This is a genomic window from Streptomyces sp. NPDC044571, assembly GCF_040647115.1.
GTDB lineage: Bacteria > Actinomycetota > Actinomycetes > Streptomycetales > Streptomycetaceae > Streptomyces.
Genome location: NZ_JBEZBN010000015.1, coordinates 81573 through 93704 on the forward strand (window position 1 = coordinate 81573; position 12132 = coordinate 93704).

A 12132-nucleotide genomic window follows, 5' to 3' on the forward strand; every position below is an offset into this window, starting at 1 on the left:
GTGACCTTGCCGCCGCCGTCCTTCGGATCAGCGGGTGAACACCAGCTGCAGCAGCACCTGGGAACCGCCGACCGCGCCGCACGCTTCTACGACCAGCAGGTACGCCCCCACCTCACGCCGGAGATGCGTGAGTTCATCGGCCGCCAGGCCATGGTCTTCCTGGCCACCGCCGACTCCCACGGGGAATGCGACGCGAGTTTCCGGGCAGGGGCGCCGGGGTTCGTCCGCGTGATCGACGACCGGACCCTCGCCTACCCCGAGTTCCGCGGGAACGGCGTGCTCGCGAGCGCCGGCAACATGCTGGAGAACCCGCATCTGGGCATGCTCTTCGTGGACTTCACCCACCACCACGTGGGACTCCACGTCAACGGCGTTGCCCGCCTCTACCACGACGCGGACCTCCGCATGCTCCACCCCGACCTGCCCCGTGACGCCGCTCCCGGCCGCAGTCCGCACCTGTGGGTCCACCTCACCGTCGAGGAGGCCTACATCCACTGCTCCAAGTACATACCCCACATGGAGCCGGCTCCGCGCCCCGGCAGCCACGACGCATCCCGCCCCAAGGACGCCCAGTACTTCACTCAGCCGCGCGCAGCGCACTGCCCGAGCATGCCGTAACAAGGTCCCGCTCCTTGCCGAGGGGTCGTGCCGCGTCAGCAGGCACGGCCCCTCCGTTTTGCCCGGCGGGGTTTGGAGTTGGGGCGACCGGCCATACGCAGCAGGAGGAAGTCATGACTGACACAGCTCACAACGGCACACCGAAAGAGGCGGAGAAGGAGCGGCCGCTGTCGGCCGCCCACGTCATCCGTGCGGCGACGGACCAACTGTCGGAACTGCTGCGGCTGCCCATCGAGTCCGTGAGCTCGTGCCGGCGCGCCGAGGACGGCGCCTGGCAGCTCTCGGTAGAGGTCCTCGAACTCTCCCGGATCCCGGACACGACGAGTCTGCTGGCCTCGTACGACGTCGAACTCGACGCAGAGGGCGCATTGCTCGGCTACCGCCGCACCCGCCGCTACGAACGGGGCCGCGCGGACCGAAGGTGACCCGCTCCGCCCCCTACACGAGAGGGAACCAGAACAATGACCGTCGTCCCTGCCCAGTCCGCACCGGCCTCCTCGGGAGGCGGCTCCAGCGGGCTCTACGACGTCCTGGAACTCGTGCTCGACCGCGGTCTGGTCATCGACGCGTTCGTGCGGGTCTCCCTGGTCGGCATCGAGATCCTGAAGATCGACATACGGGTCGTCGTGGCCAGCGTGGACACCTATCTGAAGTTCGCCGAAGCCTGCAACCGCCTGGACCTGGAGGCCGGTCCGCGCAAGAGCCCCGGCCTTCCGGACCTGGTGGGGGAGATCACCGAGTCCGGGGCCCACGGCAAGTCCAAGGGCGCGCTCAGCGGCGCCGCACAGGCCGTCTCCGACATCTTCCACCGGGATGACGGCGAGGAGAAGGAGGAGAAGAGCGAGAGCCGACCGCGCCGGCGGACCACCACCCGACGGGAGGAGAAGGAATGAGCACCTACGTGTACGGAATCACCCGCGCCTCCCAGCGGCTGCCCGAGCCCCTGGAGGGCATAGGCGAGCCGGCCCTGCCGGTCCGGACGGTGCGCAGCGGACGCCTGCTGGCGCTGGTCAGCGATGCGCCGAGCGAACTGAAGGCCAAGCGGCGCGACCTGCTGGCCCACCAGCGCGTGGTCATCCAGGCCGGCTCCGGCGGACCGGTGCTGCCGCTGCGGTTCGGCGGGGTCTCCCCCGACGACGCGACGGTGGCCGCCATCCTCGACGAGCACGAGAACAGCTACCTGGAGCGGCTCGATGCCCTGGAGGGCAAGGACGAGTACAACGTGAAGGCCGACCACGACGAGCAGGCGGTGCTCTACCAGGTGCTGTCCTCACATCCGGAACTGGCGGCCCGCCTTGAGGCCAACCGGGCGGCAGGCGGCGGTAGTTACGACCAGCGCCTGGAATTCGGCGAGCTGATGGCCCGGGCGGTCAAGGAACGCGAGGTGGCGGACGCGCTGCTGATCGAGTCCACCCTCACCCCGCTGGCGGCGGCGCTGCGGCACGGCCCGGAAAACAGTGGCCGGCTGGCGAACCTGTCGTTCCTGGTCGAACGGGAGCAGCGGGAGAAGTTCCTTGAGGCGGTCCGCGCCCTGGCCGAGCAGCACGAGCATCTGCACGTCCAGATCACCGGGCCGCTGCCGGCGTACAGCTTCGCCGACGCGGGCTGAGCGCCGCGATGGGGCTGCTGACGGAGGTACTGCTGCTGCCGGCCGCTCCGGTGCGCGGCACCGCATGGGTGCTGCGGCAGGTGGTGGCCGAGGCGGAGCGGCAGTACTACGACCCGTCCGCCATCCAGAAGGAGTTGGCGCAACTGGTCGCCGCGTTCGAGGCGGGCGAGATGGACGAGGCCGAGTTCGACCGCCGGGAGGACGAGCTCCTGGACCGACTGGAAAGCAGGGTGCGACCGCAATGACCAACCCGACGGCCACCGGAGCCGAAGGCCGAGGGCGGTCATGACCATGCCCTCCGGCCTGTCACGGCCCTACGACGACGGCAGTAGCGCAAATCTCGCCGACATCCTCGAACGCGTCCTGGACAAGGGTGTGGTGATCGCCGGCGACATCCGCATCAACCTGCTCGACATCGAACTGCTGACGATCAAGCTCCGGCTGGTGGTGGCCTCGGTCGACCGGGCCAAGGAGATGGGTATCGACTGGTGGGAACAGGACCCCGCCCTGTCCTCCTCGGCCCGGCACACCGAACTCGGCAAGGAGAACGAACAGCTGCGCCGCCGCATAGCGGAGTTGGAATCCAGGCCGGAGCAGACATGGCAGACATGAACCACCCCGACAACCACGACCACGACCACAGCCTCGACCTCGTTCGCGGCCGCGACCGCGACCACGAGGACACCCTGCTGTACGTGTACACGGTCGTCGAGGCATCCGCCCGCGAAGCCCTTCCCGACCTGCCGGCGCCCCTGGGCGGCGGCCTGCGGCTGGTGGAGCACGCGCGGCTCGCAGCCGTCGTCGAGCCCGTCGAGGCGGTTCGCTTCGACGAGGAACCGCTGCGCGCACAGCTGGAAGACCTCGACCGGCTGTCCGCCCTGGCGCGCGCCCACCACAGCGTGGTCGCCGCCGTCGGCGAACGCACCACGACCGTGCCGCTGCAGCTGGCCACCCTCTGCCGCGGCGAGGAGAGCGTACGCCGCCTGCTGGACGAGGCGCACCAGCAGATCACCGCCACGATGGAGCGCATCGCCGGTGCGCAGGAGTGGGGGGTCAAGGTCTACGTCGACGCCTCCTCCTCCCCGCCGGAGTCGGCGCCGGGGCCTGCCCCGGCGCCGGCCCCGGGCCGGCCGCCGGACGGATCCGGCGACGGATCGGCCGGGCGGGACTACCTGCGCCGCCGGCTCAAGGACCGCCGCGCCCGGGAAACCGCCGAGGAGGAAGCCGCCCGCACCTGCGAGAGCATCCACCGGGTGCTCTCCGCGCACGCCTCGGCTGCAGTGCTGCATCCGCCCCAGCAGCCCCAGTTGTCCGGTGCGCCGGGACGGAACGTCCTCAACGCCGCGTACCTCGTCCCCGTGCACGCCCGCCGGAGTTTCTCCGAAGCCGTCCCCTCCGCGCAGATGCTGCCCCGCGGGCTGCGTCTGGAGGTCACCGGCCCGTGGGTGCCCTATTCCTTCACCGCCGGTGGCCAGGGCGGAGCCTCCTCATGACGGGGCAGCGGGAGCTCGCCCTGGTCGACCTGCTCGACCGGCTGCTGGCGGGAGGCGTCGTCCTGGCCGGCGACATCACCCTGCGCATCGCGGACGTGGATCTCGTACGCATCGACCTCAAAGCCCTCATCAGTTCCGTCAACGACGCCGTACCGTCCCCCTGGAAGCAGGTGGCCCCATGAGCCGGCCCCAGCGCGTCGAACTCGACCCCGACACCGTGGAACGCGACCTGGCCCGCCTGGTCCTGACCGTCGTCGAGCTGCTGCGGCAGCTGATGGAACGCCAGGCCCTGCGCCGCGTGGAATGCGGCGACCTCAGCGAGGAGCAGGAGGAACGGCTCGGCCTGACCCTCATGCTGCTTGAGGACCGCATGGGGCTGCTGCGCAGCCGGTTCGGCCTCACCCCCGAGGACCTCAACCTCGATCTCGGGCCACTCGGCAGGCTTCTGTAAAGGTTTAGCGAGAGCAGATGCGGCCAGACGCGGAACATGACTGCATCCGAGAAGTCCACCAACTCCAAGGCCTCTTCCAGCAGTTCCCGCTCGAACGGGGCCGCCACCAGGCAGCGCGCCACACAGGCCGCACAGGCCGGCGCGAAGACCGCCTCCGACGCCAAGGACGAGGCGACGGGCACACTGACGGTGCTGCCCGCCCCTCTCGCGGAGAAGACCCGTGTCGCAGCCCAGGCGCTGCGGGGCGGCGTCGACCGCGCCGGACTGCTGTGGAGCGCCGTACGCGCCCGCAAGGCCGTGGCCGCCGGTGCCGCCACGGGCACGGCCACCCTCGTCGCCGCCTCGTACGCGGTCGGCCGGCGGGCGGGTCTGCGGCGGCGCGGCCCCCTCTCCCGGCTGACGGGCGGCCGTCTCTGACCCGGCCCGGCGCCAGTGCATCGGAGTCAGGCGAGTCCCGAGAGGGCCGTACCACCACTTGGAGGCGACATGTCCGCACGGGGCAGACTGTCGGCACGTGAAGCCGCTGCATGGAACCAGCTGGAATGGCAGCTCACGGCGCAGCCGCCGCGCACCGGCCGGCTGGTGCCGGGTGCCCGGCGGCCCGTGCCGGGCACCCAGGCCGGCCCCGTGCCCGCCGCCCCGATGAAGCGGGCCGTGGCCGCCCTCCTTCTGGGGGCGGCGCTCGCGGTCCTCGTCACGAGCGCCCTCGGCGGGTCGACGCCCGTCGCCGTGGCGGCGGTGATGGCGTGGATCGGTGCGGTGAGCGCCGCCTCGGCGGTGTTCGGCCACGACCCCGGTGCCCGTCGGCGCCGCTGAGCCCCTGTGCAGCCGCACAGGGGCCCGGCGCGCCGTCGGCCGGGTGCACCGTCGAGCGATTTGCCCTGTTTGAGGCGTTCGCCACTGCGGATTCCGGGTAGGGGCTTCAGATGAGCTACGTGCACCCCGGCGGGGAGTACTCCCGCGACAGCCGGTACCTCACCACCCGGATCACCGCTGACGGGCGCGACGGCTTCCCCGTGGAGCCCGGCCGCTACCGTCTGGTGGTGAGCCGCGCCTGTCCCTGGGCCAGCCGGGCGGTGATCGTACGGCGGCTGCTCGGGCTGGAGAAGGCATTGCCCATGGCCGTCGCCGGACCGACGCACGACGAGCGCAGCTGGACGTTCGACCTCGATCCGGGCGGCCGCGACCCGGTGCTGGGCATCGCGCGGCTGCAGGAGGCGTACTTCGCCCGGGAACCCGGCTACGACCGGGGGATCACCGTGCCGGCGATCGTGGACGTTCCGACCGGCAAGGTCGTGACCAACGACTTCCCGCAGATCACGATCGACATGTCGCTGGAGTGGACGCCGTACCACCGCGACGGGGCGCCGGAGCTGTACCCGCCCGCGCTGCGGTCGGAGATCGACGCGGTGAACGAGGTGGTCTACAAGGACGTGAACAACGGCGTGTACCGGGCCGGGTTCGCCGGATCGCAGGAGTCGTACCGCGAAGCGTACGGGCGTCTGTTCGCCCGGCTGGACTGGCTCTCCGAACGGCTTGAGCGGTCCCGCTACCTCGTCGGGGAGGCGGTCACCGAAGCGGACGTCCGGCTGTTCACCACGCTCGTGCGCTTCGACGCCGTCTACCACGGGCACTTCAAGTGCAACCGGCAGAAGCTCACGGAGATGCCGGTGCTGTGGGCGTACGCGCGGGACCTGTTCCAGACGCCCGGCTTCGGCGACACGGTCGATTTCGACCACATCAAGCGGCACTACTACCTCGTGCACGAGGACATCAACCCGACCGGGATCGTTCCGGTCGGCCCGGACCTGTCGGGCTGGCTCGAACCGCACGGCCGGGCAGCCCTGGGCGGGCACCCGTTCGGTGAGGGCAGCCCGCCCCAGCCCGTCAGCCGCGAGGAGGCCGTCCCGGCCCACCACACGCCGCTGGCCCCGTGAACCCCGCGGACAGGAAGCGCTCGAACTCGGACAGGAGCCGATGCGAAGCCTCCTCTAGCACGGACCGGGTCATGCCGGCGCGCCACTTCAGGGCTTATAGCCCCGGCGTCCGATGCCGCTGACCTCCAACTTCGCGGTGGTGCGTGTCAGGAGCGGTCGGCGGGGCACACGGGCGGTCAGGCCGTCCCGGATCCGGGCGGTCCGGGCCAGGAGCCTTCGGGAACGGAAGAGAGGAACTCCTCGTGAACGTGAACGTGTGGGGATACCGCGAGAGCGCGGGCCGTTTGCAGGCCATCGACCTGACGGGCTACAAGGTCGAGGCAGCGGACGGCGCCATCGGCAAGGTCAGCAAGCACTCCGACGAGGTCGGATCCTCGTACATCGTCGTGGACACCGGTCCGTGGATCTTCGGGCGGGAAGTCCTGCTCCCGGCGGGCACGGTCATCCATGTCGACACGGAGAAGGAGACGATCCACGTCGACCGGACGAAGGACCAGATCAAGGCGGCCCCCGAATTCGAAAGCGAGCAGCATCTCGGGGACACCGACTACTACAGCCGCATCGGCGGGTATTACGGCAACTTCCTCGGCTGAAGCTGCGCACGGCCGGACCCCGCGTACGGCGCCCCCGCCCTACGGGCGTCCGGCAGAGAGTCGGTCTCCGAGGGGGCTGCGCCGGTACAGGACGCGGTGTGGCCCTGCTCGGCGCGGGCTGCGCCCCGGCGCTGCCGCCGCTGGTTGCCGCGAGTGCCCTGGTCGGGCTGACCACGGTGGCCGCGCAGATCATCGGCCCGCTGGCGGCCGGCCTGGTGGCGCCCGACCGCCGGGGCGCGGTGCTCGGGACCCTGCTGAGCGGGTCGACCGGGGGCATGCTGCTGGCCCGTACGTTCAGCGGGACGCTCGGCGAGTGGCTGGGCTGGCGGGCCCCCTATCTGGTAGCCGCGGTGGTGACCTTGATCCTTGCCGCCGTGATGGTGTTCGCGGTCCCGACCACGACCCCGCCCGGTTCCGCAGCCCGCCGGCCGTACGCCTCGTTCCTGGCCGAACCGCTGCGCCTGCTGCGCACCGAGCCGGAGCTGCGCCGCTCCTGCCTGTACCAGGCCTGCGTCTTCGGAGGCTTCTCGGCCACCTGGACCGGCCTGGCCCTGCTGCTGACCGGCCCGGTCTACGGCCTGGGGGCCCAGGCCCTCGGCCTGCTCGCCCTGGTCGGCGGCGTCACCATGCTGTGGACCCCGTTCGCCGGACGGCTGGTGGACCGCCATGGACCCGACCCCGTGAACCGGGTCTCCCTGCTCGGGGTCCTGCTGGCGGCCGCGGTCCTCGCGGTGGGCGGCCTGGGCGGCACGGCCGGCCTGGCCGCGCTCGCCGCGGGCACGCTGCTGCTGGACATCTCGATGCAGTCCGGCATGCTCGCCAACACCTCGCGGATGTACGCCCTGCGCCCGGACGCCCGCAGCCGGCTCAACACCGCCTACATGACCTGCGCCTACTCGGGCGGCACCGTGGGCTCCTGGCTCGGCGTACGGGCCCATGCCGCCTTCGGCTGGCCTGCGGTCTGCGTCCTGATCGCGCTGCTCGCGGCGGTCGCCCTGGCCCGTCACCTGACCGCGCGAGGCGGCGGCCCCGGCCCGCTGTGACTCCACTCACTCGACCTTGACCGGGGAAAGAAGGCTTACCTAAGTTCGCTGTATGGCCCCCCACCGCGAACCCCACCCCGACGGCCCCGACGGGACGCCCGACAGCCGTGCGCTGGTCGGTTTCGACCTGGACTTCAGCGCCCACGAGATGCTGCGGCGGGCCCAGGTGCTCGCCGCCCTCGGGCCGGACTGGGATCCGGTCGAGGTGATGCGGGGCGAGGAGGAGGCGTACGACCTGCTGTACTCCGGTCTCGACCCCGAGCAGCAGCGCGTGTACGAGGAGCTGGTCGCGGCCGGTGTCCTCCCCCGACGCGAGGGCGGCGGGCGTGCTGCCGCGTGACCCGCAGGCCGACCCCGGCCGCCGGGCCTGGGTCGCCTGCCCCAACTGCGACGACGCCCGGGGCTGCGAGCCGTGCGCCGACGGGCGGACGTGCTCCGTGCACTGGCGCTACCTGCTGACGAACACCGGCAGCCTGCTGCACCTGCAGTGCCCGTCCTGCACGCACGTCTGGGCCCACGAGAGCGGCTTCGGCGCGACCCGGTCCGTGTGGAGCCGCATCACCAGCGGCCTGTCGCGGCACTGACCGCTCCCCCGCGGCCCGGCTGCCGCTCCTGCACGCCCCGCGCTCTGCGGCCTGCGGCCTGCGGCCTGCACTCTACGGTGTGCGACATTCATGTCGGAGCCCAGCCCCAAGGAGCGGTCGTGTCCCTGCGATTTCCTGACGCGCGAGGACGGCCTGTTCATCGGCTTCCAGCGGGTCGACGACCACCAGCCTCCGCGCTGGCCCGGCCAGGGCGCGCCCCAGCAGGCCCACCTCGACTTTGCGGTCGACGACCTCGACGGCGCCGAGGCCGTCCTGCTGGAGTGGGGGGCGACGAAGCCCGCTCACCAGCCCGGCGGCGAGAAGTGGCGGGTCCTGCTGGATCCGGCCGGGCATCCGTTCTGCCTCACCCGGAGCTGATGTCCCACTCCCCCGCGCCCGCGCGTCTTCCCTCCGCTGACGCTCCGCCACATCGCATGCGGGGCCGGGAGTTCGCGGTCGGATGCGGTGGCTGAAATGCGTGCGGGTGATTCCCCGCTTCTTGTGACCCGGTGGTAACTTCCGCGAGTTGATCTTGCCGGTCGCCCTGTCGTGGCGGCGGCGATCCCTCGTTCAAGGAAGTCACATTGCACCGCCTTTCCGTGTACCGCCCCTCCGCTCTGCTCACCCGCGCCGCCGTCTCGGCGGCGGTGCTGGCGCTGCTGCCCGCCCTTCCGGCCGCGGCCGACTCCGGGCGCACGCCGGCGCCCCACCTCGATGCCGTCGAACAGACGCTGCGCCAGGTCTCCCCCGGCCTGCAGGGCCAGGTGTGGGAGCGCAGCGACGGCAACGTCCTGGGCGCCTCGACCCCCGGCCGCGGCGACTGGCTGCTGCAGACCCCGGGCTGCTGGGGCGATGACACCTGCGCCGCCCGGCCGGGGTCGCAGCAGCTGCTCTCGAAGATCACCGAGACCGTCGCGCAGGCCAGGCACACGGTCGACATATCGACCCTCGCCCCGTTCCCGAACGGAGCCTTCCAGGACGCGCTCGTCGCGGGCCTCAAGGCCGCGGCCCAGGGCGCGAACGGCAACCGGCTCAGGGTGCGCGTGCTGGTGGGGGCCGCGCCGGTCTACCACCTGAACGTGGTGCCCTCGAAGTACCGGGACGAGCTCGTGGCCAGGCTCGGCGAAGACGCCCGGAACATCGACCTCAACGTCGCTTCCATGACCACGTCGAAGACCGCGTTCTCCTGGAACCACTCCAAGATCCTCGTGGTCGACGGTCAGTCCGCGATCACCGGCGGGATCAACAGCTGGAAGGACGACTACCTGGAGACCGCGCACCCGGTCGCCGACGTCGACCTCGCGCTCAAGGGCCCGGGGGCCGCCTCCGCCGGCCGCTACCTGGACGAGCTGTGGTCCTGGACCTGCCAGAACAAGAGCAACATCGCCAGTGTCTGGTTCGCCGCCTCCAACGGCGCCGCGTGCATGCCGTCGCTCGCGAAGGAGACGGGAGCGGCCGCTCCCCCGGTGCCCCCCGCAGCGGGCGGCGTGCCGGTCATCGCGGTCGGTGGGCTCGGCGTCGGCATCAGGGGCAGCGACCCCGCTTCCTCCTTCCGGCCCACCCTGCCGAGCGCTCCCGACACCAAGTGCGTGGTGGGCCTGCACGACAACACCAACGCGGACCGCGACTACGACACCGTCAACCCGGAGGAGAGCGCCCTGCGGGCGCTGATCTCCAGCGCCAACCGGCACATCGAGATCTCCCAGCAGGACCTCAACGCGACCTGCCCGCCGCTGCCGCGCTACGACATCCGCGTCTACGACGCCCTCGCGGCCAAGCTGGCCGCCGGGGTGAAGGTCCGCATCGTCGTGAGCGACCCGGCCAACCGGGGCGCGGTGGGCAGCGGGGGGTACTCGCAGATCAAGTCGCTGTCCGAGGTCAGTGACACGCTCCGCGACCGGATCGCCCTGGTCACCGGGGACCAGGGCAAGGCCAGGGCCGCGATGTGCTCGAACCTCCAGCTGGCCACCTTCCGCAGCGCGCAGAGCCCGCGGTGGGCCGACGGCCACCCGTACGCGCAGCACCACAAGCTGATCTCGGTGGACGGCTCGGCCTTCTACATCGGGTCCAAGAACCTCTACCCGGCGTGGCTGCAGGACTTCGGCTACATCGTGGAGAGCCCGGACGCCGCCCGCCAGGTCGACGCCCAGCTGCTCGCCCCCCAGTGGCAGTACTCCCGCGCGACCGCCACGGTCGACTACGAACAGGGGATCTGCCAGGGCTGATCCCCGCCCCGGCCGGGCGGCCCCCCGCGCTCACGCCGGGCGCGGGGGCTGCGGGTGCACGGTGGGGCGGCGGGCCGCCGCGGCGTCCGTGACGTCCAGGAAGACCTGCTCCAACTCGGGCCACCGCCTCTTCAGTTCGGTGCGGATGCGGACCATCGCCTCCTCGACCGTTTCGCTGTCGTAGCCGGCCGTCAGGTCGATTCCGGCGGCGAGCAGCACCGCGTCGGGCCCCAGGCGCATGGTCAGCAGGGCCGTCACGGAGTCGATCTCGGGTTGTGCTTCGAGCAGCGCACGGACCTCGTCCTGCAGGCCGGGGTCGGCCGCCTCGCCGATCAGGTGGGCCCGTGCGCCCTTGCCGAGCACGTAGGCCACGTACACGAGCAGCACGCCGATGAGGACGGAGGCGCACGCCTCGTACGCCACCTGGCCCGTCGCCATGTGGAGCGCCATCCCCGCCATGGCCAGGACCACGCCCACGCAGGCCGTGCCGTCCTCGGCGAGGACGGTACGCAGCGCCGGATCGCGCCCTTGCCGTACCTCCTCGGCCATCCCGTGCCCGGCGGCCCGCGCGGCACGGCGTACCTGGTACACGGCCCGCAGCAGCGAGGCGCCTTCGGCCAGGAGGGCGGCGAGCAGCACGATCAGGCCGATCACGTAGCCGTCGTGCGTTTCGTCGCCGCCGGAGCGGAACGCCTCCACGCCCTGGAACACCGAGAAGCAACCGCCCGTGACGAAGATCCCGACAGCGGCGAGCAGCGACCAGAAGAACCGCTCCTTGCCGTAGCCGAAGGGGTGCCGCTTGTCGGCGGGACGCCTGCTGCGCCGGACCGAGGCCAGCAGGAACACCTCGTTGATGCTGTCGGCCACGGAGTGGGCCGCCTCCGAGAGCAGCGCCGGCGAGCCGGCGATGACGCCTCCGACGGCCTTGGCCACGCAGATGGCGAGGTTCGCCGCGAGGGCCGCCCACACCGTCAGACGCGTCTCGCCGTCCCGGCCGGGGGCCGCGGCCCCCGGCCGGGCCCCGTCCCCGTCCCCGTGCCCGGCCTCGTCCCTGGCCGTGTGCGTGCGTCCGTTGCCCGTCATCCCCGTACGAGGGCGCGTACGCTCTCGATGCTGCCGCAGTCCGCCGCGAGCAGCCGTTCGCGCTCGCGCTGGAAGGCGGTCGCCAGCTCGGCCCGCCGCTCGCCCGGCACGCTCTCCCTGGCTCCGTTGAGGATCGTCCGCTCCTCCTCGTCGATGTGGTGGGAGACCGCCTTGACCAGTTCCTCCAGGCGCTCGTCCCACTCGTCCGAGCCGACCTCGGACACCTCCATCAGCGCCAGCAGGGCCTCGTTGCCCTCGGCGTGCTCCTCGGAGCCGTGTTCCACCTCGTCGTCGTCGACGCCCTTGAACCGCTTGAGGGCGCCGTACACCTCGGCTTCCTCGGCCTCGCCGTGGGCGATGAGCAGGGCGGCGAACTCGCGCAGCGCTCCCGCACGGTCCGCTTCCACGCTCCGCATCCGGCGGAAGAGCTCCTCCATCGTCCGGTGGTCCTTGAGGATCACCTCGATGATGTCCTGCTGCACGGCCATGGCCCGCT

At 71.7% G+C, this 12132-nt stretch carries 19 protein-coding genes and 1 pseudogene; 18 read left to right on the plus strand and 2 right to left on the minus strand.

What is annotated here, in order from left to right:
* The 18 genes and pseudogenes from AB0B01_RS10765 to AB0B01_RS10850 all read left to right on the plus strand — a co-directional run bounded on the left by AB0B01_RS10765 (position 1) and on the right by AB0B01_RS10850 (position 10553).
* Positions 1 to 618 carry a pyridoxamine 5'-phosphate oxidase family protein gene (locus AB0B01_RS10765; RefSeq protein WP_361715561.1) on the plus strand — a complete coding sequence of 206 codons (618 nt, stop codon included), beginning with the start codon at positions 1 to 3 and terminating at the stop codon, positions 616 to 618.
* 113 nt (positions 619 to 731) lie between these two features.
* On the plus strand, positions 732 to 1043 hold the full coding sequence (gene gvpO / locus AB0B01_RS10770; protein ID WP_361715564.1) for a gas vesicle protein GvpO: 312 nt from the start codon (positions 732 to 734) through the stop codon (positions 1041 to 1043).
* Positions 1044 to 1079: 36 nt separating this feature from the next.
* Positions 1080 to 1511 (plus strand): gas vesicle structural protein GvpA, encoded by a 432-nt coding sequence (locus AB0B01_RS10775; protein ID WP_361715567.1) that lies wholly within the window; start codon positions 1080 to 1082, stop codon positions 1509 to 1511.
* Positions 1508 to 2227: a GvpL/GvpF family gas vesicle protein gene (locus tag AB0B01_RS10780; protein ID WP_361715570.1), complete on the plus strand. Its 720-nt coding sequence runs from the start codon at positions 1508 to 1510 to the stop codon at positions 2225 to 2227. The genes AB0B01_RS10775 and AB0B01_RS10780 overlap by 4 nt, the downstream gene beginning before the upstream one ends.
* A gap of 8 nt (positions 2228 to 2235) precedes the next feature.
* Positions 2236 to 2472, plus strand: a complete 237-nt coding sequence (locus AB0B01_RS10785; RefSeq protein ID WP_361715573.1) for a gas vesicle protein GvpG — start codon at positions 2236 to 2238, stop codon at positions 2470 to 2472.
* 40 nt (positions 2473 to 2512) lie between these two features.
* Positions 2513 to 2839, plus strand: coding sequence for a gas vesicle protein (locus AB0B01_RS10790; protein ID WP_361715576.1), 327 nt, complete (start codon positions 2513 to 2515; stop codon positions 2837 to 2839).
* On the plus strand, positions 2827 to 3720 hold the full coding sequence (locus AB0B01_RS10795; protein WP_361715579.1) for a GvpL/GvpF family gas vesicle protein: 894 nt from the start codon (positions 2827 to 2829) through the stop codon (positions 3718 to 3720). The genes AB0B01_RS10790 and AB0B01_RS10795 overlap by 13 nt, the downstream gene beginning before the upstream one ends.
* Entirely contained in the window at positions 3717 to 3902 is a 186-nt protein-coding gene (locus AB0B01_RS10800) for a gas vesicle protein (RefSeq protein ID WP_361715582.1), read from the plus strand. The genes AB0B01_RS10795 and AB0B01_RS10800 overlap by 4 nt, the downstream gene beginning before the upstream one ends.
* On the plus strand, positions 3899 to 4171 hold the full coding sequence (locus AB0B01_RS10805) for a gas vesicle protein K (RefSeq protein WP_361715585.1): 273 nt from the start codon (positions 3899 to 3901) through the stop codon (positions 4169 to 4171). The genes AB0B01_RS10800 and AB0B01_RS10805 overlap by 4 nt, the downstream gene beginning before the upstream one ends.
* A gap of 36 nt (positions 4172 to 4207) precedes the next feature.
* Entirely contained in the window at positions 4208 to 4588 is a 381-nt protein-coding gene (locus tag AB0B01_RS10810; protein WP_361715588.1) for a hypothetical protein, read from the plus strand.
* 69 nt (positions 4589 to 4657) lie between these two features.
* A complete protein-coding gene (locus tag AB0B01_RS10815) occupies positions 4658 to 4987 on the plus strand; it encodes a hypothetical protein (RefSeq protein WP_361715591.1) in 330 nt (109 codons plus the stop codon).
* 110 nt (positions 4988 to 5097) lie between these two features.
* A complete protein-coding gene (locus AB0B01_RS10820; RefSeq protein ID WP_361715594.1) occupies positions 5098 to 6108 on the plus strand; it encodes a glutathione S-transferase C-terminal domain-containing protein in 1011 nt (336 codons plus the stop codon).
* A gap of 242 nt (positions 6109 to 6350) precedes the next feature.
* Positions 6351 to 6701, plus strand: coding sequence for a PRC-barrel domain-containing protein (locus AB0B01_RS10825; protein WP_361715597.1), 351 nt, complete (start codon positions 6351 to 6353; stop codon positions 6699 to 6701).
* 86 nt (positions 6702 to 6787) lie between these two features.
* Positions 6788 to 7744 (plus strand): annotated as a pseudogene (locus AB0B01_RS10830) (MFS transporter); the annotation flags it as partial.
* A 52-nt stretch (positions 7745 to 7796) separates the two neighbouring features.
* Positions 7797 to 8084, plus strand: a complete 288-nt coding sequence (locus AB0B01_RS10835) for a DUF6400 family protein (protein WP_361715600.1) — start codon at positions 7797 to 7799, stop codon at positions 8082 to 8084.
* A complete protein-coding gene (locus AB0B01_RS10840) occupies positions 8071 to 8328 on the plus strand; it encodes a hypothetical protein (protein WP_361715603.1) in 258 nt (85 codons plus the stop codon). The genes AB0B01_RS10835 and AB0B01_RS10840 overlap by 14 nt, the downstream gene beginning before the upstream one ends.
* Before the next feature lie 90 nt (positions 8329 to 8418).
* On the plus strand, positions 8419 to 8706 hold the full coding sequence (locus tag AB0B01_RS10845) for a VOC family protein (protein WP_361715606.1): 288 nt from the start codon (positions 8419 to 8421) through the stop codon (positions 8704 to 8706).
* Between the two features lie 206 nt (positions 8707 to 8912).
* On the plus strand, positions 8913 to 10553 hold the full coding sequence (locus AB0B01_RS10850; RefSeq protein WP_361715609.1) for a phospholipase D-like domain-containing protein: 1641 nt from the start codon (positions 8913 to 8915) through the stop codon (positions 10551 to 10553).
* A 30-nt stretch (positions 10554 to 10583) separates the two neighbouring features.
* Here the strand turns inward: AB0B01_RS10850 and AB0B01_RS10855 are convergent, their stop codons facing one another.
* Together AB0B01_RS10855 and AB0B01_RS10860 are read right to left on the minus strand one after the other, a co-directional pair.
* Positions 10584 to 11636, minus strand: a complete 1053-nt coding sequence (locus AB0B01_RS10855; RefSeq protein ID WP_361715612.1) for a cation diffusion facilitator family transporter — start codon at positions 11634 to 11636, stop codon at positions 10584 to 10586.
* Entirely contained in the window at positions 11633 to 12124 is a 492-nt protein-coding gene (locus AB0B01_RS10860; RefSeq protein WP_361715615.1) for a hemerythrin domain-containing protein, read from the minus strand. The genes AB0B01_RS10855 and AB0B01_RS10860 overlap by 4 nt, the downstream gene beginning before the upstream one ends.
* Positions 12125 to 12132: the final 8 nt, after the last annotated feature.